The organism is Paenibacillus sp. 79R4, assembly GCF_013393165.1.
Taxonomy (GTDB): Bacteria; Bacillota; Bacilli; order Paenibacillales; family Paenibacillaceae; genus Fontibacillus.
Window position 1 is genome coordinate 1 of the sequence record NZ_QJOT01000011.1, and the last position, 18210, is coordinate 18210.

The 18210-nt window shown below is 47.8% G+C and carries 21 protein-coding genes and 1 rRNA gene; 1 reads left to right on the forward strand and 21 read right to left on the reverse strand.

Translation table 11 applies throughout. The features are described 5' to 3' along the window. Both DMN77_RS16220 and DMN77_RS16225 read right to left on the reverse strand, forming a co-directional pair. Positions 1-192, reverse strand: a 16S ribosomal RNA gene (locus DMN77_RS16220); the annotation flags it as partial. A gap of 343 nt (positions 193-535) precedes the next feature. Next, positions 536-1405: a nucleotidyltransferase-like protein gene (locus DMN77_RS16225; protein WP_179015703.1), complete on the reverse strand. Its 870-nt coding sequence runs from the start codon at positions 1403-1405 to the stop codon at positions 536-538. 439 nt (positions 1406-1844) lie between these two features. On the opposite strand from DMN77_RS16225, the gene DMN77_RS16230 reads away from it, so the two are divergent. Then, entirely contained in the window at positions 1845-2222 is a 378-nt protein-coding gene (locus tag DMN77_RS16230) for a YgzB family protein (RefSeq protein WP_068778330.1), read from the forward strand. Positions 2223-2359: 137 nt separating this feature from the next. Here the strand turns inward: DMN77_RS16230 and DMN77_RS16235 are convergent, their stop codons facing one another. The 19 genes from DMN77_RS16235 to uptA all read right to left on the reverse strand — a co-directional run bounded on the left by DMN77_RS16235 (position 2360) and on the right by uptA (position 18098). Continuing rightward, complete coding sequence (locus DMN77_RS16235; protein ID WP_256872444.1) at positions 2360-4102, reverse strand: glycosyl hydrolase family 18 protein; 1743 nt, start codon at positions 4100-4102, stop codon at positions 2360-2362. Positions 4103-4234: 132 nt separating this feature from the next. Next, the gene (gene perR, locus DMN77_RS16240; protein ID WP_068778331.1) at positions 4235-4663 is read right to left on the reverse strand and encodes a peroxide-responsive transcriptional repressor PerR; all 429 of its coding nucleotides are present in this window, start codon (positions 4661-4663) and stop codon (positions 4235-4237) included. 160 nt (positions 4664-4823) lie between these two features. Continuing rightward, entirely contained in the window at positions 4824-6626 is a 1803-nt protein-coding gene (locus DMN77_RS16245; protein WP_179015705.1) for a DUF4097 family beta strand repeat-containing protein, read from the reverse strand. Between the two features lie 187 nt (positions 6627-6813). Further along, positions 6814-7293, reverse strand: coding sequence for a GNAT family N-acetyltransferase (locus DMN77_RS16250; RefSeq protein ID WP_068778333.1), 480 nt, complete (start codon positions 7291-7293; stop codon positions 6814-6816). A gap of 64 nt (positions 7294-7357) precedes the next feature. Then, positions 7358-8797 (reverse strand): Asp-tRNA(Asn)/Glu-tRNA(Gln) amidotransferase subunit GatB, encoded by a 1440-nt coding sequence (gene gatB / locus DMN77_RS16255; protein WP_068778334.1) that lies wholly within the window; start codon positions 8795-8797, stop codon positions 7358-7360. Between the two features lie 262 nt (positions 8798-9059). After that, the gene (gatA, locus tag DMN77_RS16260) at positions 9060-10514 is read right to left on the reverse strand and encodes an Asp-tRNA(Asn)/Glu-tRNA(Gln) amidotransferase subunit GatA (protein ID WP_179015706.1); all 1455 of its coding nucleotides are present in this window, start codon (positions 10512-10514) and stop codon (positions 9060-9062) included. Between the two features lie 239 nt (positions 10515-10753). After that, positions 10754-11041, reverse strand: a complete 288-nt coding sequence (gatC, locus tag DMN77_RS16265; protein ID WP_068778336.1) for an Asp-tRNA(Asn)/Glu-tRNA(Gln) amidotransferase subunit GatC — start codon at positions 11039-11041, stop codon at positions 10754-10756. 154 nt (positions 11042-11195) lie between these two features. Continuing rightward, positions 11196-11579 (reverse strand): ATPase, encoded by a 384-nt coding sequence (locus DMN77_RS16270; protein ID WP_068778337.1) that lies wholly within the window; start codon positions 11577-11579, stop codon positions 11196-11198. 144 nt (positions 11580-11723) lie between these two features. Beyond that, complete coding sequence (locus DMN77_RS16275; protein ID WP_306294256.1) at positions 11724-12389, reverse strand: MgtC/SapB family protein; 666 nt, start codon at positions 12387-12389, stop codon at positions 11724-11726. A 164-nt stretch (positions 12390-12553) separates the two neighbouring features. Then, positions 12554-13333 carry an ABC transporter permease gene (locus tag DMN77_RS16280; protein ID WP_068778338.1) on the reverse strand — a complete coding sequence of 260 codons (780 nt, stop codon included), beginning with the start codon at positions 13331-13333 and terminating at the stop codon, positions 12554-12556. Next, positions 13330-14256, reverse strand: a complete 927-nt coding sequence (locus tag DMN77_RS16285) for an ABC transporter ATP-binding protein (RefSeq protein WP_218653010.1) — start codon at positions 14254-14256, stop codon at positions 13330-13332. The genes DMN77_RS16280 and DMN77_RS16285 overlap by 4 nt, the downstream gene beginning before the upstream one ends. Positions 14257-14260: 4 nt before the next feature. Then, positions 14261-14452, reverse strand: coding sequence for a PLDc N-terminal domain-containing protein (locus DMN77_RS16290; protein WP_068778339.1), 192 nt, complete (start codon positions 14450-14452; stop codon positions 14261-14263). Between the two features lie 29 nt (positions 14453-14481). Next, positions 14482-14694, reverse strand: a complete 213-nt coding sequence (locus DMN77_RS16295; protein ID WP_179015707.1) for a sigmaY antisigma factor component — start codon at positions 14692-14694, stop codon at positions 14482-14484. Next, the gene (locus DMN77_RS16300) at positions 14691-15026 is read right to left on the reverse strand and encodes a DUF5345 family protein (protein WP_179015708.1); all 336 of its coding nucleotides are present in this window, start codon (positions 15024-15026) and stop codon (positions 14691-14693) included. Before DMN77_RS16300 ends, DMN77_RS16295 begins: the two co-directional genes overlap by 4 nt. Next, positions 15016-15546, reverse strand: coding sequence for an RNA polymerase sigma factor SigY (sigY, locus tag DMN77_RS16305; protein WP_068778342.1), 531 nt, complete (start codon positions 15544-15546; stop codon positions 15016-15018). Before sigY ends, DMN77_RS16300 begins: the two co-directional genes overlap by 11 nt. 230 nt (positions 15547-15776) lie before the next feature. After that, positions 15777-15989 carry a hypothetical protein gene (locus DMN77_RS16310; RefSeq protein ID WP_068778343.1) on the reverse strand — a complete coding sequence of 71 codons (213 nt, stop codon included), beginning with the start codon at positions 15987-15989 and terminating at the stop codon, positions 15777-15779. A gap of 296 nt (positions 15990-16285) precedes the next feature. Beyond that, positions 16286-16912 carry an MBL fold metallo-hydrolase gene (locus DMN77_RS16315; protein ID WP_179015709.1) on the reverse strand — a complete coding sequence of 209 codons (627 nt, stop codon included), beginning with the start codon at positions 16910-16912 and terminating at the stop codon, positions 16286-16288. Positions 16913-16917: 5 nt separating this feature from the next. After that, positions 16918-17484 (reverse strand): thioredoxin family protein, encoded by a 567-nt coding sequence (locus DMN77_RS16320; protein ID WP_179015710.1) that lies wholly within the window; start codon positions 17482-17484, stop codon positions 16918-16920. Further along, a complete protein-coding gene (gene uptA / locus DMN77_RS16325; protein WP_068778346.1) occupies positions 17481-18098 on the reverse strand; it encodes an undecaprenyl phosphate transporter UptA in 618 nt (205 codons plus the stop codon). The genes DMN77_RS16320 and uptA overlap by 4 nt, the downstream gene beginning before the upstream one ends. Between the last annotated feature and the right edge of the window lie 112 nt (positions 18099-18210).

Here is an 18210-nt window from a genome sequence, read left to right on the forward strand (position 1 = left end):
GAAAATAAATTATCCGGTATTAGCTAACGTTTCCGCTAGTTATCCCAGTCTTACAGGCAGGTTACCTACGTGTTACTCACCCGTCCGCCGCTAACTCTCTGGAGAGCAAGCTCTCCATCAAGTCCGCTCGACTTGCATGTATTAGGCACGCCGCCAGCGTTCGTCCTGAGCCAGGATCAAACTCTCCAATAAAGTGTTGCTCATTGAAAAGAGCGATTAGCTCATTTTGAATCTGACTTATTTCTTAGATTTCACTTGACGTGAAACCCGCTCACTCGTTGTTCAGTTTTCAAAGATCAACTTCGTTTTTAGCGTCGCTTTCGTTCTCAGCAGCGACCTTTATAATATATCATGTTCGCCTCGTTTGTGTCAAGAAGTTTTTTTGAGATTTTTTGTTTGCCACACTCAATATCTTCTTGTCTTTCAGGGGCGAGATTTAATTTATCATAGAATTACCTAGGGAGTCAAGCAATTTAGCATATTAAATTTATTGGAAAAACATTACACCAAAGCAAAGGCAATTCCCTCCTGAAAACTATGTCTTATAGCGTATCTCTCTACCTTCCCCATAACCATTTGCCGCTGCTAACGTTACCTCTTTTATTAGGGAATGATGCACCAGCTTGCTAAGGACAAGCGGAAGATCCTCCTTCGCATGCTTCAGTTCAGGAAATTGGGACAGCTCGTGAACGCTCCACGTATCTTTGCGGCACTCCATCACACGTAATAGAGGTGTACAGCACTCCTCCATCTTGGATACAATCGCGAATTCGTTGGTTAGTAGCAGGAGATCGATCCTTTGGCTCAAGGTCTCCTGGCTATTGGTAAGCTCATGAAACAATTTATATACCACAGGGTTCAAAGAAAGCATTTGTTCCCAAGTAACACTCTCCGGCAATATTCCCTGCTCGATCAATTCGATATTGGCATAATGCTTTAATGCCTGCATCACGCAGTAATAAGCGTCCATAAGATCTTTTGCTTGCTCATAATGCTTGGCTTCAGTGTACATTCGCAGCATACGTGAATACTCCTTGAAGCGCCGACGGCTTCTTAAGTCCCCTTTGAATTGAATCAGCTCGCTGCGGAACGTTGTGAGCTCTCCTTCAACATCCCAGATCACATCCCCCTGCAAGAAGCAGCGCAGAATATCTGGATGATCCCCGGAGACAAGAGAACGCAGCAAGCAGCTCTTCCCTACCTGCAGCAATTGATAACGCACATCTCGGTTGATAAAATGTTCTATCCTGACGTCATCCTCCAGATCATCACAGACAGCTATGATTAGTAAATCAAAATCATTCGGCAGCGGGGAATGGCGCTCCCCTTCTTGACGATAGACTATAGCTCCGATTGCCCCGGGGCAACGATCTGTATCCGGAAAAGAAAAAATGGTCGGCTCCACAGTATCCTCCTACCTTGGCGTATCCTTGCCAATTCGATATAATATAGTTCTACACCACATTCAAGTTTCCTTCTTGCGAGTTTGTTCAAAAAGTTCGCTTTGGATAAGAAAACCGAGCTAAGTCGTAGAAAGATGAATGACTGCAATGCTAAGGCAGGCTTTCTTGACATATAGAATTTCATCGGCTGCGACAGATTGCCTAATAAATTCTATTTTTAACACAAAGCTACACGGAGAGCATATTCGGCAGTGAATCTTGAATTCAGTCAGGTCCAGGTCTTCTGGTACATACTTACACAAAGCGTACGCTCCGTTCCCTGGCCTGGTTAGTGCTAAAAACCATACTTTCAGAACACGCACTTGCTTATAGAGGGATCGCGTCATTCAATTCTTTCATTTATATAGTTCAAATTTAAAATAAGAATAGAGGTTGCTGCTAATGTTCTTCAAATCCAGCAAAATTAACGAGTTTCGCTTGTGGGGCCTGCTTCTGACGATGTTCGGAATGGGACTGATGGTGTTAGGCACAGCTGGCATCGTCTTCTGGGGACAGTCCGGCAAGATTATCGCCGCTATAGGCCTTGCCATCGGATTGATCGCCATGCTAGCCAGTCTGGCAGTTTATTTCTGGGCCGGTATGCTCTCGACCTCCGCTGTACAGTTAGAATGCCCCGAATGCCATAAATTAACGAAAATGCTTGGTAAAACTGACCGCTGCATGTTCTGCAAGACCATTCTGACTCGCGATCCCGAGCAGGCGACAATTACTGCCGAAGAGCTGGAACAGCAAGCCGCGGCAACCACCGTAAATGAATAGACGTCAACGAGAACATACATAAATATTCGCAAAAAAAGGACCATCATCTTCACGCATAAGCGGAATGGATGGTCCTTTTGCCTTCTTTTAACTGACTTATAGCTGCTTTACAGACCTCGGATCTGCCTTGGTCCGGATCATTTCGCCTGCGTTACTCCCTTCAAGACCTCCCAGGCCTTGTCCGAAGCAAAGCTGCGATTCCAGGAAGCGACTCCCCCCAGCTTGAGAGACTTGATCAACTCCACTCTCGCTTGCAATGATACTTCATCCTCAAGCCATATCCGGTTACGCACCTGGTCTTCCGTATACTCTACATAGTTCTGTCCGACTTCCTCCGAGAATACAGGCTTCAGCTTCTTCTCCTCAATAATCTTCTGAGCCTTGGTCATGCCAATCGCCTTCGACTTCACTTCTACCTTGCCATCCTTCTCTGTTTCCGACCATACCCGAGTGTAAAGCGGCACAGCCATGATCATCTTCTCAGGCGGCACAAGATCCTCATCGAGAATCCGTTTCGCTGACGATGCTGTCCATGGCAGAGAAGCTACGGAGCCCGCTACAGGGCTAGCCGCCCAATGCTCGTCATAGGCCATCAGAATCAGATAGTCTACAATCTCACCCAGCGATTTGCGATCCAGGAACGCGGACCACATCTCACTGTTCGATTTTGGCGTTACATCGATCGAAACGACAAGGCCATATTCTTGGGCAAGCGGGCGCAGCTCCCTCATAAATTGGGTCAGGTTGTCTCCATCCTTGGTATATACATTTTCATAATCGATATTAATCCCATCAAGATCATACAATTTTGCATATTGCAGCATTTGCAGAATCGTTGTCATCCGATTGTCAAAGCTGGCCAGCGCTCCAGAGGTCACATCTGGATCAAAGCTATTGTTGAACAAACCCCATACCTGCATGCCTCGCCCATGAGCCCATTTAACATAATTGATATCCGCCTTGCTCTTCACATTGCCTTCTTTATCGATCAGTGAGAACCAGGTTGGACTAACAACATTCACTCCAGGCATTTCTCCGATATTCGCTGGCTTGGGAGCGACCTCATAAACTGCCTCCCAGGTCAGGTTCACCACTTTGGACTTCCATTTCTGCTTGGCTGGCGACAGTTCTTCCGCTACCTTCGGAATATCGACCGATTCACCAATCTTAACATGCTTGGCTTGCAGGTAACCCGTATATCCATCGTCCAATTGCACATGATACCAGTAATCTCCATGGTCCAATATACGAAGCTTTGTACCGGGCTTCACGTCTGCCACAATTGGCTTATGAATGTTCGGTTCTACCCGCAGCGGGTATTTCAAGCTTTCCTTCGGCTTGGCAGGTCCTGACACCTCACCCTTCTGAACACTCTCCCCAGCCGTATACAGCAGGACTGCTCCGGAGGCTGCATCTTCATGAATCTCTACGCCATATAGTTCCTTAAGCAAATGAACAGGTAAATACAGCACTCCATCCTTCTCTTCCGGAGAGAACAACAGGTTCATCGGCTTATTGTTCACCTTCGCTGTCTTCTCATCCGTCTTCAGAAAGACCAGCTTCTTAGGCGTTGTCAAAATCACCGACCTGCTCTCCTCCTCATAGCGGATATGTGGGTCGATCACTTCTTGGATGATCGGTAGAGGAAGCTTCAGCGAATCCTCTGAGCCCAGAGCAGAATAATCCATAATAGCTCCATCATAGAAAATAGGCTTGTCAAATTTCCCCTTCCAATCCGGGTCGACATGCTGACGATTTGGCAGAAATTGCGAAGAGATTAAATAACCGCCAATAATAATAAGAATGAGTCCAAACAGCCATTTAACGCCACGTCTCTTTCGCCTTCTGCCTCTGTAATATGCGCTTCTTGTGTTCTTCAAATAATAGTACCTCCGTTGCGTTAATAGTCCGTGTACAATAAGTACAATTGGCAGCCCCGAACCTCTAATAAAATAAAAACGTGAAGGATTCCCCGAAGGAACCCTGCACGTTCTCTCAAACATCAGGTGAAATCAATGATTACGACGGCAATCCTTGCACACGCCGTGTAGCTCCAGTCGGTGCCCATGTACTTCAAAACCGGTTACCTCTTCAGCCTTGCGTTCTACCTCGTCCAGCGAAGGGTAAGTGAAATCCTCGATTTTTCCGCATTTTTCACAAATAATATGATAATGATTAGAAACATCGGCATCGAAACGGCTTGAGCTATCGCCATACGTCAGCTCTCTGACCAAGCCAGCCTCAATGAACATTTTTAGGTTGTTATATACCGTAGCCACGCTCATATTGGGAAAACGAGGCTCCAGTGCGCGGTAAATCTCATCCGCGGTTGGATGTCCCATCGTATCCATAAGATAGCTAAGGATGGCATGACGTTGCGGCGTTATGCGGACACCATTCATTTTCAGTTGTTCTAACGCATGTTGAACGCGCGAAGCCATTATGTCCACCGCCTTTTTGATAGTGCAGAAGCACTAACCCCTGCAATGTTATTGTACGGTTAGGTTAAAACGTTTGTCAACGCAACATTAAAGGTTACGCAAAAAGTCCACTTTTGATAAGAAAAGCCAATGAGGCCCATTCTATGCCCGCGCTGCCACGTTAACGTCTATTCACAATTAAGTCGCTATTGCCCTCGACCTGGATCTCATGATCGCCATTGCCGAAAATACCGGAAATTTCTTTACCATTTATAGTAAACGGCAGGTTACTCGTGATATTCCCATATCCACTTGAACCCATGATCATATAATCACCAATTTCCGGCAGCGCCAGGCTGATTTCTCCTACAGCGCTGTATACATTCCAATCTCCGCCGACAACTGCCGAGGATACTTGAATCTTGCCATTAAGCGATTCTGCCTTAAGTTCCTCTGGAACAGCATCAACCTGAATATTTCCGTTTTTGGTCGTAACGTTGATATTCCCCTGCGAGTTGACCAGCGAAATATTGCCGACCAGCGTAGATAGCGCTGCATCTCCGGCAATCCCTTTGGCTTTAATATTACCGCCCTGCGTATCCACTTGTACGTTGCCGAATATCCGATACAGCTCTGCGCTGCCATTTAAAGTTCTGGCCGAGACCTCGCCGACGATATCCCAGAACTTAAAGTTGCCGCCTCCGGTCTGCAGCTTGAATTGATTCATCGCCTGAAGTCCAGTTAATGTAATCGATCCGCTAGTCGTACTAATATCGAGATCAAGGAAACGGTTCTGCGGAACAATCAGCGTTATATTCACACGCGGGTGGCGTCTGCCGCTCTCGCCATAGGTATGATCTTTTACCGATAAATCCAGCGTCTTGCCTTCACCCACAACAACAGAAGTATCCTCGGCAAGGTCCCTCGCCTCCTCCTCGGAAGCCTGATCGATCCATATCGTGGATTTCAGAATCACCTCATTAATCTCTGCGCTCTTGACATCGATGTCGCCATTTATCCCGTTCACTACTATCTTGCCAGTGTCCAGATCAATGGGAATCTCTACAGCTGATTTGTCCGTCCTGTATCCTTCTTCCCCGCTGAACTCGGCGCCTGCAGAAGCAAGATCAAGGCTGACCCGGTTCCATAAATGCATATAATGATCCTGCTGCGTAATGGCAAATACCGAAGCGCCGATACATAGCGACAAGAGCAGCCCTTTGAAGTCGATACGCAGTCTGCGAATTGGTCTGTATACCTTCCTCCGGTTCCAGATCATAGCCAGCATAAGCTCTAATCCAGCAAGTACCAGCAACAGAGGCCACCATTTAAGCAATAAGAGCATATCATCCTGTCCGCTTCTAACATCGCTCCACATGAGCACAGCGACTGCAATCAATATTGCTGAAGCCGTAAGCCGACCTGGCCGAAATATACGGCGCCTGCCCTCCCTGACAATCCAGATGAGCCCCGTGAGCATCATGGCTACCGATATACCGTAGCTGCCATAATTCTGAATGATTCCCTCCAGCCAGACTGGCTTCATTCGCAATATAAAAGCGATAATTCCTCCGCTGATCAGAATGATTCCGGTTAATGCGCCTACCTCCGAGCCCATTGGATCCGCTGCTTCGCTCTCTTCGTTGCGTTTCAAGCCAGCGTTGACAGCATCCGTCGTCTGTAGAACATCATAAATGCTATAGAAATATACTACGGTCACCAGCAAGCCAAGCACGAGCAACAGCGGCACGTTGATTCGCATATGAGCCGAAGAGAAGTACACAAGCAGCGCCAAATCGATAAGGAAAACATCTATAAAAAGACTGCCTTTTATAAATTTTTGCAAATATAAATGACCAAAGCCGGGGAACAAGGCAGAGAGCAGACAGGCGATGAATTTTCTTTTGCGCCGCCTTGGTTTGTAACCAGCCTTATGCTTCTGCTTAAGCTCCTCCGGACTTATCAACAAATTTGAGGGTTCCATTTACACCATCTCCTCCCCTCTTGGACTAATTGTAACCGAAATAGGCCCCTTTGTAATTTATAATAATTTCTCTTTTCAAGAAATGCTCTCCTAATTCAAAAAAATAGCACTCCCTATCCGCCTCACGACAGACAAGTGTGCTATTTGCTGACTCTTTGAACTACATCTATAAAATCATCATCTGTAACTAGCGATCGAGATGAAACAACGTCAGATCTACACCCGCCGTCGACCTTACCGTCTCTCCCGGCATGAAGCCAAACTTCCGGTACAAGGATACCGCCGGAGCATTCAGCGTTCCCGCCGTCACGGAGAAATGCCGGATATCATCATAATGATCGAGGACATAGCTCACTAAGGCAGCTCCGATACCTTCGCGCAAATGGTCAGGATGTACCATTAACCGGGTAACTGATAGATGGACCGATGATTCTGCCGAAATTGAGATCACGCCCAGCAGCTCCCCGACTTCTCCATCCTCCTCCAGCTCATCCGATAAGTATCCATAGAAATCTTCCCCACTGCTCCTGATTGAATCGAACGTATCGCCCAGAGGCGGATATGAAGCAAGTCCTATCGCCAATGCCTCCAGACGGTAAGCCATATGCTGCAGGCTCCATATCTGCTCCACTACGTCCGGGTCCTGAAGAGATAACAATCTGATCACATGGCTTCCCATCCTTTACGCAGCCCGAATCTGATAATTTTGATAGCGTGCTGAAGCCGGATCTCTATTGCTTCAGCACTTCGATTAATAGCTTGTTCACAAGTCCAGGGTTCGCTTTTCCTTTGCTTTGCTTCATCACTTGGCCCACGAGGAAGCCGATCGCCTTCTCCTTGCCTGCCTGATAATCCTGTACAGAGGCCGGGTTATTAGCCACAACTTCCTGCACGATAGCCAGAATTGCACCTTCATCGCTAATTTGCACAAGGCCTTGCTCCTCAACAATTTGCTGTGGAAGCTTGCCGCTCTGCAGCATCTCTTTGAAGACCGTCTTGGCAATCTTGGAGCTGATCGTCCCTTTCTCGATCAGGTTGACCATCTCACCAAGCCCCTGGCCTGTCAGCTTCACTGCAGCCAATTCCAATCCGTTGCTGTTCAAATAGCCGAGCAATTCGCCCATCATCCAGTTGGATACGGATTTTGCATCAGATGTATGCTCCAGACTGCTCTCGAACAAATCGGCGAGCGGCTTTGAGGATGTAATCACTGCGGCATCATAGTCCGGCAGACCATAGTCCTTCGTATAACGCGCTTTACGGGCATCCGGAAGCTCAGGAATTGATGCGCGAATCCGCGCCTTCCAATCCTCATCGATATACAGTTTAACCAGATCCGGATCTGGGAAATAGCGATAATCATGGGCTTCTTCCTTACCACGCATCGAGAAAGTCTTGCCCTGGGAGTCATCCCAGCGGCGGGTCTCCTGGACAACTTCCCCACCCTCGTCCAAAATCTCAGCTTGACGATACTGCTCATATTCCAGGCCGCGTTGTACACCGCGGAAGGAGTTCATATTCTTCAATTCGGCACGAATTCCGAATTCCTTCTGCCCATGAGGACGAAGACTGATGTTCGCATCACAGCGCATTGAACCCTCTTCCATTTTTACGTCGGATACATCGCAGTACTGCATAATAGCCCGCAGCTTCTCCAGATAAGCCTTCGCCTCTTCCGGTGTAGAAATATCCGGCTCAGACACAATTTCTACAAGTGGCGTTCCGACACGGTTAAAGTCCACCAGGGAAGCATAACCGCCGTCCACATGCGTTAACTTACCCGCATCTTCCTCCAGATGCAGACGAGTAATCCCAATGCGTTTCGTATATCCGTCCATCTCAATGTCGATATAGCCGTTTAATCCAATCGGCTGATCAAATTGAGAGATTTGATACGCTTTTGGTGAATCCGGATAAAAGTAGTTCTTGCGGTCGAACTTGCACACATCACCGATCTCACAATTTAGCGCCATCGCCGCCTTCATCGCATAATCCACCGCCTGGCGGTTTAACACTGGCAGCACGCCGGGATGTCCAAGACAGACCGGGCAAGTATGGCTGTTGGGTGGCGCGCCGAATTCCGTGGAGCATCCGCAGAAAATCTTCGATTTCGTATGCAGCTCCACATGCACTTCCAGTCCGATCACCGTTTCATATTTAGATGTTGACATATCGATCCTCCTGCTAACTTTAGTACTGCCTCATCGCAAGCTGCGAAGGGCGGTCCCATCAACTTAAGCGCGTCTAAGCAGACGCCATCCATTATAGTACCTGTTTTAAAAGTCGGATCTTTCAGCATCGAGAAGGTTAAAATGAAGCTAAAGCCTGAGAGGGCTGATCATAGGTGAAACCTAGATGAGCACCTGGGATGTTTCCGAAGGAAACAAAACTTCAATCGGTTTTCTTATCGAAAGGCGACTTTTAAACTATCTCTTATAGAGATGGGCGTTGTTTATGATGATCCGTATGCGCCTCATAGGCATGAGCCACACGCAGAATTGTGCTCTCATCAAATGCCTTGCCGATAATTTGCAGACCAACAGGTAAGCCATCTGCAAAGCCGCAAGGAACGCTCATGGCAGGCACCCCAGCCAAGCTCATCGGTATCGTCAAAATATCGTTGAGATACATCGTAAGCGGATCATCTACCTGCGAACCGAGCTGGAAAGCCGTCGTCGGAGCAGTAGGTCCGATAATGACATCATATTTCTCAAAGGTCCGATCGAAGTCTTGTTTGATCAGCGTACGGACCTTCTGTGCTTTCAAATAATAAGCATCATAATAACCGGAGCTAAGGGCATAAGTTCCAAGCATAATCCGCCGCTTCACTTCCGGCCCGAAGCCCTGGCTGCGTGAATCCAGATACAGATCCAGCAGATTGCCGCCTTCCTCCGTACGTACTCCATAACGCACACCATCAAAACGCGACAGGTTGGATGAAGCCTCTGAGGAAGCCAGCAGATAATAAGCAGCTACGGCATACTCTGTATGTGGCAGCGATACTTCTTCCCATACAGCGCCAAGGCCTTCCAATACCCGCAGCGCTTCAAGCACAGCAGCCTTGACCTGAGGATCAATCCCATCCAGATATTCCTTAGGCACTGCAATTCTCAGCCCGGAAATCTCACCCGATAATGCACTCACATAATCCGGAATAGTCACATTCGCTGACGTAGAATCCTTCGCGTCATGCCCGGCAATAGCTTGCAGTACGTACGCGGCGTCCTCGACGTTCTTCGTAATGGGTCCGATCTGATCCAGAGAAGATGCAAATGCGACCAAGCCGTACCGCGATACAAGTCCATAGGTCGGCTTCAACCCTACTACTCCGCAATAGGATGCCGGTTGACGAATCGATCCGCCTGTGTCGGAACCAAGAGTGAAATAGGCTTCACCCGCCGCAACCGCCGCTGCCGAGCCGCCACTGGAACCACCAGGTACTCGAGTCAAATCCCACGGATTACGCACCGGATGGAAGCTTGAATTCTCATTCGAGCCGCCCATGGCAAACTCGTCCATATTCAGCTTGCCGATCGTCACGGTCTCAGCCTGCTTCAGCTTGGTTACAACCGTAGCATCATAGATCGGGTTATAATTGGACAGAAATTGGCTGGCACAAGTCGTTCTCAAACCCTCTGTCACCATATTATCCTTAATTCCTACCGGCAAACCGAACAGCAAGCCTTTGGCTTCATCGCTGCCAAGCTTGTTATCAAGGCGGGCCGCCTCAGCACGGGCCCCCTCTTCATTTAAAGTCAAATAAGCACCTACACGTTCATCCTGTTCCTGAATTCTGGCGAACGCTTCCCCTACCAGATCCGTTACGGACAGCTCCTTCTTGCTGAGCTGATTATGTAGTTCCTGCAAGCGCAAATCAAATAGCGTCACTCCATCTTCCTCCTTCCAAAATTTTCAGCACTAATCTGTAATTACACATTCCAAAAGACCGACTTTCAGCACCGAAATATGTTCCCCGTGTTACTTCGTGATAGAAATAGAATTTATAAGTTATCAGCGTAGCTGATGGAATTCTATATCGCAAGAAAACCTACCTTGCATCAGTCGTTCATCTTTAAGCGACTTCGATACGGTTTCCTTATCCAAAGCGAGCTTTTGAACAACCTCTTCTATTCCAATACGGCCGGCACTTTAAATTGTCCGTCTTCCTCGTCCGGCGCATTACGGAATACCTGCTCCTGCGACAGGCTCTCATGAACCTCATCCTCCCGCATGACGTTGCTAAGCGGCAGAACATGCGTCGTCGGCTCCACATTTTCCGTATCGAGTTCATTCAATTTCTCGGCATATTGTAAAATCGCATTCAATTGTCCAGTGAACATTTTCCGCTCTTCATCATTCAATTTCAGACGGGCCAGCTTTGCAACATGTTCCACGTCTTGCACCTGGATACTCATAGTCGTCCTCCCTTTATTCGGATGAATAAAATTATATTGTAGAATGAGGTCCAATTCAATCCATTAACGCGAAACCAAATAAAAGCCATCTATCCATACAGAAAAAAAGAGCCCGCCCTACACAGGCCGACTCTCTCATAGAGGTTGGACACACTTATATCCAAGCTCGCAAATTCACTTGCTTAATAAACTCTGCCTGCGATAGAGGTTCCTTGGCGGATTCCTCCTGCTCTTCTACTTCTTCATTCTCCCCATTCATAATATGCATGAACAGTTTTTCATTATAAGTAGCCAGAGCATAGTCGATTAGAGCTTCTCTTGTAGTCCACTCTACTTCTTGCTGGGTTAGCAGTTCTTCGGATTCGATATCGCTCGAAGGGACGAAATAATTCCGTCCAGTCTTTGGAGACCGAACAAGATAATCAAAAGCATTGTCTGGATTACGGTCATAAGCAATGACGTAACCATATTCCCCAACAGGAAGATTCTGCTCAAAAGCATCGCCGACGATTACAATTCTCTCTCCCAAAGGCAGCATCGTCTTACCTCCCTGATATATACTCAGATATATTATTGAACACGCTTTGTAAGCGGGCTCTCCTTACTTTTATATAATCCTACTAAAAAACAAAGAGAAGGGCAAGATATCTCTACTATGAACGATTATCCGGCTATGAAATGACTACTCCCCGATCTTCATTTTCTTAACAACGCTCTCTTCTTCCATAAATGACAACAACTTCTCCATGTCCGATCCCGCTTTGAATTGCACAGTAAGTCGCAGAACTATCTCCTTATCCTTACGTTCTGCTTCAAAGCCGACAATCGAGATATGCCGCTTTGACAATCTGTCCATGAATCCGGGAATAATCGCTTCATCATTGTCGATCGTAACCAGCAGCTTCTCGGTCTTGGGAGATGCCAGCCAGTTGAAGCGACCATGCAGCACGAGCTGCCCGATCACGATAATGATCATAACCCCGATTCCCATAAAATACATCCCTGCGCCAACCGCCATGCCAATACCAGCGGTTGCCCATATCCCTGCGGCCGTTGTAAGTCCGCGAACGGTATTCTTCTGCATAAAGATCATACCCGCACCGAGAAAGCCTACACCGCTAACCACACCTGCAGCCACCCTTGATGGGTCCAAAGACAGATTGCTCCAGCCTATCTGGTCCTGAAATCCATATTTGGACACAATAATCATCAATGCCGCACCAACCGAGACAACAAAATGGGTACGAACCCCGGCTTCCTTCATGCGGTTCTTGCGTTCAAAACCGATCGTAACACCGCAGATTCCGGCGATCAGAACCCGTAACAGCAGTTCGAAATCCATGTTCATAATACTCACCTTCCTGCTGACATATCGCAACTATCTGGAACTACAAGTATAACAAAGTCGGGGAGCGTTGTGGAGACCAGATGGAAAACAAAGGAACATAGGGCATCTATCCGGCAAGCTTTCTCAATTGCCGGATAGATGCCCTATGGGTCAATGACAGATATTTAAGGCTGATCCTGAATCACTTGATTACGCATAATATATGATGCTCCCGCAATACATAACAGGACAGCCAATACAGTTAAAAGCAATGGTCCAGCCAGATTTACGGTGCCCGTTCCGCCAAGCAGACTCATCGCATCTGCCGCCAACTTGGCCGGACTCCAGCTGAACCAAGAAGGAAGCAGATTATGGGTCATCGTTAACACCACCAGGAGCAGAATTGAAGCAAGCGCAGCCGCTCCCCCCTTCAGCACTGTGCTGAATAGTAGCACAATCGAGGCCGCCAGCAGCATCCAGCATAAATAGATCGCCCCGGCTTGAAGGGTTGTCTCCCATGCCAGGCTGCCCAGCATAATACGGCTATAATACCATGCCGCCGAATAACTGAGCGTATACGAGATCGCGATAAGCGTTATATGTCCTAGCCACTTGGCCACGATAAATTGTGCAGGGCTTACTTTTCGAACTAATATTAAGGCTGCTGTTCCTGAGTATCGTTCCCCGGCAACCAAATTCATACCGGCAAGCACAACCAGAAGGACACCGATTGTATTATATTGGTTCAACACCTGAGCCATGACCTCAGGTGCGCTAGGCGCAGCAAGGGTGCTTGCCAGCTCAGCAGGTATATCCCCGGAAGAGGCCAGCAATTCAGGCAGATAATACATTACAACCGGCTGCATAACACCAAGCAATATAAAAACGACGGGAACCCATAGCAATTTATAGCTTCGGCTCATCTCCAGCATTTCCTTGCCATAAAGCAACAGCGTATTCCTCATGACTGAACCACCTTCATAAACATTTTCTCCAGTGAGGATGAACCTGCCTCGAAGCGCTGCAAAGGGATATGCCGCTCTGCCGCTTCAGATAAAATAACCGCTCTGGCCTCCCTTATATCGCTGACCGTAATTGATGCAGCGCTACCCTGCTGCTCATATTCCAGCACGAAGGAACGCTCACGAAGCGACTTCAGCCAGTCCGCAGCATGCTGACTGCTATGATATTCAAGCTGCAGATTCAGTACCGGCAAGCTGTACTTGTCGAGCAGATCGGACAATTCGCCGTTCTCAACAATCTCGCCCTCCCTCATCATCATCACGCGATCACAGACTTCCTCGGCATCATGGAGGACATGCGTAGATATAAGGATCGTCGTCTCCCCCTTCAGTTCCTGCAACAGCTCCATAACCTCTCTTCGTCCAACCGGATCAAGCGCTGAGACCGGCTCATCAAGCAGCAGCAGATCCGGGTGATGAACAAGCGCTTGTGCCAGACCAAGGCGCTGCTTCATGCCGCCAGAGTAATCGGAGATTCGACGCCGAGCTGCTGATTTCAAACCTACCCGATCCAGGACAGCCTCGGCCTCGCTTCTGGCCTCCAGCTTGCTCATTCCACTAAGTCTGGCTGTGTAGACGACAAACTCCAGGCCGCTCATCCATTTATAAAAGGACGGATGCTGCGGCAAGTATCCGATCTGACTAAAATTATTGGAGAATCGTCCTTTACTCTGGTGCCCTGACCTTCTAATTGTTCCGCCGCTGGGCGAAAGCAGTCCCGCCAGCATCCGCAAAGTTGTTGTCTTGCCCGCTCCATTGGGACCAAGCAGCGCTGTACAGCTGCCCTTCTCAAGGGCAAAGGATATTCCCTTCACTGTAGTGCGTTCCCCAAACTTTCTCGTTAACTGATTAACTTGTATGATCATGTCCCTAATCCCTTCTGCCCGCGACGAAATAGACGATGCTGCCAAGGATATTTCCAAACAGAATAATGATGACCCACAGCAGCTTTGAGCCTCGAATCGTTTCTGCCTCCGCCTTGGCCAGCGATACGAGCGCAATGACAACCAGTATTAATTGCAATAAAATAACAGGGGCGATTAGCTGCCACTGAATCCCCATCAATACTCTCCTCACTTCCTCGTCCCTATTTATTTTCTGGACATCTTCTTCCTCCGGCTAAACAACCATACGACGATCAAATAGACCACAGAGGGAAGCGGAAAGCTGGTAAGTCCCCATAGTCCCCATAGCCAGGCCCTTCCACCCCTTCTGCGCGCATCCAGGAACATGCCAATGCCTTGGGTTAACAAAGTCGTGGCGATCAGCAACCAGGCCCACAGCGGCAAACTGTCCGTTTTCATTCCCGCCCCTCCCTCCAGAACTTAGGCATGGCCCATACGACGACACCAAGCCCGATCACAGCGGCCGTCACCTGAAGCATGACGAATAGCAGCGGCTCGCGATATAAGAACCAACTTCCACCAAGGGTCAGCATAAGCGCAACGATGACAAACAGAACTGTTTCCCACTGTTTCCAACGTCTGCGCTCTCTGCGCTTTTCGTGGACGATCCCCATCCAGGTCTCGGGAGTAAAGTTTTGATTCGGCGATACCGCTTGATCGATTTTTTTAAAATCTTTAAGCAGATCAGTAAGCAGCTGATCTTCGTTATCGGATATGCGTTTATGTCCCATTGTTTTTAAGCTCCTTTCGCAGCGCGCTAAGTCCATAGGAAACGCGGGATTTGACCGTTCCGGGAGAAACCTTCAATATATCTCCGATCTCGTCATAACTGTATCCGTAGTAATGCTTAAGCAAAATGGCGATTCGCTGCTCTGACGGCAGTCTGGACAACAGCTCCAGCGCTTCCGACCATTCCTCACGCACATGTGAGAATTGCCAGCGTAAGGAGCGTGCCTCGCCTTCCTTCTTCAGCCATTGCCTTTCCGTCTTCTTACGCCGGGTTCGATCTATGAACAGACGCGTAGCTATCGTAATCAGCCAGGAGGAGAAGGACGAGCTGCCGTCATAATACTCAAGCTTCTCAATACACCGCAGCATCGTATCCTGCGTTAAATCCTCAGCCAGCTTCGTGTCCATTGTGACCTTCACCAAATATTTAAATACGAAGGAATAGTGCTCATGAATAAGCGAAGCCAAGGCTGCATCATCCCCGTTTTGCGCCTCCATTATCCGTTCCTTCATCAGCTCCATCCAAGCACCCCTTTTGTTTTACCGGTAAACATCTATATTACGATCTGCTATTCGATTTCGTTCAATCCACCTAAAAAATATTTTGTCCCTCATAATTTTTTGAGAAGATGGGCCAGAAAAAAGACACCCCAGAAATATTAGCAGTCCTTGCTAATGCTCTAACGTGTCAGTTCATCTTAACTATTTATCATATTTCGGCTAAATTATCCCGGCCCAAGCAGAATGGAATCTTAATCTCGGCTCCTCCGAAGCTCACAAAGCTTTTCATGCCAAGGCTGACGAATTGTACCGGAACGGAGTACAAGCCGATCCCACAGGAGCAGCCGTTCTTGATTATGTATGTATTGATTTGAATCCTCCGGACTCTGACTCTCCCTCTTATAATCCTGTGAATATGTCAAAGACTGACCCGCATCTCTAATATGCGACAATCGGCTTTTCATTGATTTGCCTCCTTTTACCTCTCGAACAATCCGTTCAATGTATCCCAGAAGCTAAAAAACCGCTATAGATGTTGTCCAAAAAATGCCCGCTTGGCATCACCAAATAAAACCGATCCCTTGAACAGGCATAAAAAAGAACGCAAACCGGGAATACTCCTCAGCTTGCGTGCTTCGCAAAAGTTACAAATATTTAATGTCTATATTCTAGCAAGTGTATGCACTTTTGTCCAGTATCTTTGTACTTTTTGTGTACAAATTTGTTGCAAATTTGCTGGTTAAGTCGTTCCTTGCCCAACTTATGTTAAATATGGATTATTTACGCGTTCATAACCGATCGTTGTCTTAGGTCCATGTCCTGAATAGACGATTACATCATCTGCAAATTGGAACAGCTTGCCACGGATTGAATTATACAGATCGACCTCTCTACCCCCTGGCAAATCCGTTCGTCCTACCCCCATACGGAAAAGCACATCACCTGAAAACAGGTCTTTGCCGCATAAGAAGCTGACGCTGCCCGGCGAATGCCCCGGCGTATGGTATACCGTGAATTCGTGGTCGATCAGATGCAGCTTCTGTCCCTCCGCGAGTTCATACTCGGCTGGCTCAAGCGCCATCGGACCGCCGATCTGCGGCCACATTAGTGAACCGTTCAGCTCAGGCGTCGTCAGCCAATCGCTCTCCAGGGCATGCAAATAAACCGGACAATTCTTCAGCTTGCGAATCTCATCGACTCCACCAATATGATCAAAATGGGCATGTGTCAGCAGGATTGCTTCAATCTCCAATCCTTCGATCCTGCGCAATAGCGGCCCCGGATTCATGCCCGGATCGATGATAATCGCCCTATTTTCATCCTCTCCCCGCAATAAATAAGCATTTGTCTGCAAAGGTCCCAGGGAGAATGTCTCTATTCTTAACATATGATTTAAAACCCGGAGATGAGTGCGCGCAGTTCGGATACAACCGTCGCATTCACTCCGCCCCCTTCCTTATATTTATCAGCCATCCGTTGTCTCACTACACTGATCTTGTCTTGATAGTCAGGGGCCTCCCGGTCCGGGTTCTCCTGCTTAAACTGAATCATTAAAGCCTGTACATGCTGTGGGCGTGGCCCCCAGCTGCCAAGCACATGTCCGCCCGTATCCGCAAAAATAATAATCGGAACGGAGCGTCCTCCCATCGTCAGAAAATGATCCATTGTATCCTGATGCTGTTCGAGGATGAGTACCTCTGTCTCCAGACCGGACTCCTCAAGTGCGCGAAAAACTACCGGCACACTGCGGACAACATCGCCGCACCAATCAGCCGCGAGGATCAATACACGCAAGTCATCGCGATAATTCAAGCTTTTAAAAAACTCGCGATCGTCTGCATTTATCCAGTTAAAGCCCTCATATCCTGCCGCAAATTCCTCTTTGTTCTTCTGCATCCCCTCCATAAATTGCCTGGGGGTAATTCCTTGTCCGAACTTATGGGCCAGATTAATAGTCATTTTGCATCTCCTTTCTTTTTGGAAGATCCAAACCACTTAATAAGTACATATACGATAAGCAGAGCCAGCGCAACTAGCAGAATTGGTACAACATAAGGGCCCGCCTTCTCATCGACATGCTTCCATTGATCCCCAAGCAGCATTCCCAAGTACACGAACAAAATCGACCACGGAATAACGGCCAGGGTGGTCAGGCTTATAAATTTGCCAATCGGCATTTTGGCCATCCCAGCTGGAATCGAAATGGCGTGTCTTGCGACCGGAATGAAGCGAGCGCTAAAAATAACTCCAGGGCCGTATTTCAAAAACCAGTTCTCGGCAACGTCGATATGCTTTTTATGAATAAAAATATATTTGCCGTACTTCTCGAGAATAGGACGCCCGCCATACCGCCCGATCCAATAAATGAACAATTGTGCGATAACGCCGCCTACAACACCAAATACGACAGCTCCGATAAAGTTGATCCGGCCCGTGTGTACCAGGTAGCCTCCGTATGCCAATACGATTTCACTAGGAATAATCTCGATCATCAAGCCGAGCATAATGCCGAAATACCCCAGTTGCTGAACCCAATCCAACAGAGTTCCAACTAAATTAGAAATCCATTCCACCGCGCGTCTCTCTCCTAACATTCCTTTTTTTCTAATCTATTCTATCATAGCCGAGGACATGCATTCTACTTGACACCCAGTTCCGGTGTCGCTTGTGGGAAATCTCGCATAT

What these genes read in the sequence shown, in the direction of transcription:
- DMN77_RS16230 (WP_068778330.1), top strand. Translation starts at nt 1,845, where the DNA reads ATGTTCTTCAAATCCAGCAAAATTAACGAGTTTCGCTTGTGGGGCCTG.
- perR (WP_068778331.1), bottom strand. Translation starts at nt 4,663, where the DNA reads ATGGCTTCGCGCGTTCAACATGCGTTAGAACAACTGAAAATGAATGGT.
- DMN77_RS16245 (WP_179015705.1), bottom strand. Translation starts at nt 6,626, where the DNA reads ATGGAACCCTCAAATTTGTTGATAAGTCCGGAGGAGCTTAAGCAGAAG.
- gatB (WP_068778334.1), bottom strand. Translation starts at nt 8,797, where the DNA reads ATGTCAACATCTAAATATGAAACGGTGATCGGACTGGAAGTGCATGTG.
- gatC (WP_068778336.1), bottom strand. Translation starts at nt 11,041, where the DNA reads ATGAGTATCCAGGTGCAAGACGTGGAACATGTTGCAAAGCTGGCCCGT.
- DMN77_RS16270 (WP_068778337.1), bottom strand. Translation starts at nt 11,579, where the DNA reads ATGCTGCCTTTGGGAGAGAGAATTGTAATCGTCGGCGATGCTTTTGAG.
- DMN77_RS16275 (WP_306294256.1), bottom strand. Translation starts at nt 12,389, where the DNA reads ATGAACATGGATTTCGAACTGCTGTTACGGGTTCTGATCGCCGGAATC.
- DMN77_RS16280 (WP_068778338.1), bottom strand. Translation starts at nt 13,333, where the DNA reads ATGAGGAATACGCTGTTGCTTTATGGCAAGGAAATGCTGGAGATGAGC.
- DMN77_RS16285 (WP_218653010.1), bottom strand. Translation starts at nt 14,256, where the DNA reads ATGATCATACAAGTTAATCAGTTAACGAGAAAGTTTGGGGAACGCACT.
- DMN77_RS16290 (WP_068778339.1), bottom strand. Translation starts at nt 14,452, where the DNA reads ATGGGGATTCAGTGGCAGCTAATCGCCCCTGTTATTTTATTGCAATTA.
- DMN77_RS16295 (WP_179015707.1), bottom strand. Translation starts at nt 14,694, where the DNA reads ATGAAAACGGACAGTTTGCCGCTGTGGGCCTGGTTGCTGATCGCCACG.
- DMN77_RS16300 (WP_179015708.1), bottom strand. Translation starts at nt 15,026, where the DNA reads ATGGGACATAAACGCATATCCGATAACGAAGATCAGCTGCTTACTGAT.
- sigY (WP_068778342.1), bottom strand. Translation starts at nt 15,546, where the DNA reads ATGGAGCTGATGAAGGAACGGATAATGGAGGCGCAAAACGGGGATGAT.
- DMN77_RS16310 (WP_068778343.1), bottom strand. Translation starts at nt 15,989, where the DNA reads ATGAAAAGCCGATTGTCGCATATTAGAGATGCGGGTCAGTCTTTGACA.
- DMN77_RS16315 (WP_179015709.1), bottom strand. Translation starts at nt 16,912, where the DNA reads ATGTTAAGAATAGAGACATTCTCCCTGGGACCTTTGCAGACAAATGCT.
- DMN77_RS16320 (WP_179015710.1), bottom strand. Translation starts at nt 17,484, where the DNA reads ATGACTATTAATCTGGCCCATAAGTTCGGACAAGGAATTACCCCCAGG.